At 65.1% G+C, this 2,683-nt stretch carries 2 protein-coding genes; one reads left to right on the top strand and one right to left on the bottom strand.

All coding sequences use genetic code 11. From position 1 onward, the window contains the following. Positions 1-1,348, top strand: a 1,348-nt coding sequence (locus IEW15_RS25190; protein ID WP_229708832.1) for a TonB-dependent receptor, incomplete at its 5' end; no start/stop codon positions are given. Positions 1,349-1,422: 74 nt separating this feature from the next. Here IEW15_RS25190 and IEW15_RS25185 read toward each other — a convergent pair. Next, positions 1,423-2,571 carry a calcium-binding protein gene (locus IEW15_RS25185; protein WP_408999451.1) on the bottom strand — a complete coding sequence of 383 codons (1,149 nt, stop codon included), beginning with the start codon at positions 2,569-2,571 and terminating at the stop codon, positions 1,423-1,425. Between the last annotated feature and the right edge of the window lie 112 nt (positions 2,572-2,683).

Genomic DNA, 2,683 nt, shown 5'->3' with positions numbered 1-2,683 from the left:
AGGATTCGACACCCCGAGCCTAACGGCTCAAGGCGAGCAACGCCGCTCTCCCTTTTTCAACAATGACCGGGACATCCCCATCGGCCTCGCGCATGAGCATGAGCATGAGGACGATCACGACGACCATGATCACGACCATGACCATGACCACGATGATCACGATCACGATCATGACGAACACGACGAGGCGGAAGAGGGCGCCCATGTCCATGGCAGCTATGCCAGCCGCGACTGGGAAGGCCGGATCGAGCTTCAGCATGTGCCGGTGACCACCGCGGCCGGGCCGCTGGACGGCGCGCTGGGCCTGCAACTGACCCATCAGAAGCTCACCACCACCGGCGAGGCCGATGAATTGCTGGCGCCGGCCGAGACGCTGGCCGTGGCCGGCTATGTGTTCGAGGAACTGGCGCTGGGCGGGGGTTTGCGGCTTCAGGCGGCGGGGCGGCTGGAGCGGACCCGCGTGAAAGGGCAGGCGGCGGCATTTCCGGCCGATCTTCTGCCGGGGGCCGATGACCCGGCTCTCAACGGGGCGAACCGAAACTTCCTGGCCGGCAGCGGCAGCATCGGTGTGCTTCAGGATCTGCCGCACGGGCTGGTGGCGCGGGCCACCGCGCAATATGTCGAGCGGGCGCCCTCGGCGGCGGAACTGTTCTCGAAGGGCTCGCATCACGCCTCCGGCACTTTCGAGATCGGCAATCCTGATCTGGATACCGAGGCCGCGACCACGCTGGAAATCGGGCTGGCGCGCGACACCGGCCGGCTGCGTTTCGACGCCGCGGCCTTCTATACCCGCTTCGACGGCTTCATCTACAAGCGCCTGACCGGCGTCACCTGCGACGAGGATTTCGCATCCTGCGGCGGCGGCGATGGCGAATTCGATCAGGTCGCCTACAGCCAGCAGGATGCGGTGTTCTATGGTACCGAGTTGAAGGCGCGCCTCGATCTGGCGGATCTGGCCGGCGGCGTGATCGGGCTCGACGGGCGCTATGATCTGGTGCATGCCGAGTTCGACGGCGGCGACAATGTCCCGCGCATCCCGCCGCAGCGCCTGGGTGGCGGCATCTGGTGGGCGGACGACGCCTGGTGGGCACGGGTGGGCATTCTGCATGCCTTCGACCAGACCCGCACCTCGGTCAACGAGACCAGCACCGATGGCTATGACATGCTGGAGGCGGAGCTGTCTTATACCACCGCCTTCACCAGCGGCGGCGTGCCGACACTGGTCACCTTCGGCGTGAAGGGCACCAATCTTCTGGACGAGGACATCCGCAACGCGGTGTCGTTCAAGAAGGACGAGGTGCTGGCGCCGGGACGCGGGGTGCGGGCCTTCGCGTCGCTGAAGTTCTGACCCGGATCAGGCCGAATGCGGATGGCGGCGGAGGGACACCTCCGCCGCCACTATTGTGCCCGCGCGCCTGCCGGTCAGAGCAGGAAGGCGTCGGCGGTGAAATCGGCCAGCGGCAGGGCGACCTCGATGATGAAGTTGCTGATGCCGTCGCCGTCGCTGTCGATGGCGACGGCCGTGTAGCCGGCATTGGCCGAGTCGGCGATGCGGACTTCGCCGGCGGTGCCGCTATAGGCGCCGGTGCCGATATAGGTCAGCGCCTCGCGCGCGGTGGTCGAGGGATCGATATCGAGGGTGGAGAAGTCGATCCGGTCGCCAGCCGCGATGTCGAGATCCATGATCCGGTCGCGGGTGGCGCCACCGATGCCGCTGTCCGACAGCGACTGGAACACGAACCGGTCGGCACCGTCGCCGCCGGTCATGATGTCGCGGTTGGCATTGCCGATCAGCACGTCGTCACCGGCCCCGCCAAGCAGGGTATCGTTGCCGCTGCCGCCATCGATCACGTCGTCGCCGTCCCGACCCTCGATCTGATTGGCGGCGGTGCTGCCGGTCAGCGTATCGCCGGCACTGCCGCCGATCAGGTTCTCGATCGAGATCAGGGTATCACCATCCGATGCCGTCCCCAGGGCCAGATCGACAATGATGGCGCCCGTGGCATCCTCATAGCTGGCGGTGTCGATGCCGGTGCCGCCATCGAGTGTGTCGGCGCCGCCGCGGCCGTTGAGGAGGTCGTTGCCGGCGTCACCGGTGAGCATGTTGATGCCGGCGTCGCCAAGGAGCGTGTCCGCGACGTTGGAGCCGTGTAGATTTTCGATGGAAATCAGCGTGTCACCATTGCCAGTGGTGCCGGCGGCGAGATCTGCGACGAGGGTGATGAGCGCATCCCCTGACCAGACTGTGTCGTTACCGTCACCGCCGTTGAGGATATCGATGCCGAGAGAATCGAACAAGGTGTCGTCGCCGGCGCCGCCTTCGACGACGTCGTCACCTTCCCAGCCGTGTAGGGTGTCGTTGTCTAAGCTCCCTTTCAAATGATCGTCCGCTTGGCTTCCAACGATGGAGTCGACGTCAAAATACCGGTCACCCTCCGCGTAGCCGCCGTTCCCAGTCCCGGCCTGAAGGTCTACTTGGATCGATACATCTGTGTGAGTATAGTAAACAACATCCCGATCGGCGCCGCCGTAGAAAATATCGATACCAGCGCCAGCGGTCAGCCTGTCGATCCCAGAACCACCGACAAAAATGATCCCTTGGAGCCTGTTGCCGAATGCCCGCTACCCATGGTTTGACGCCGTCTGCTGACGGCTTGGGAGCTTGGCGGGGGTCTCGCGCGGT

Origin of the sequence: Tistrella bauzanensis (genome assembly GCF_014636235.1) — a bacterium.
In the GTDB taxonomy this organism is placed as follows: domain Bacteria; phylum Pseudomonadota; class Alphaproteobacteria; order Tistrellales; family Tistrellaceae; genus Tistrella; species Tistrella bauzanensis.
This window is presented reverse-complemented; position numbering and strand designations above follow the sequence as displayed.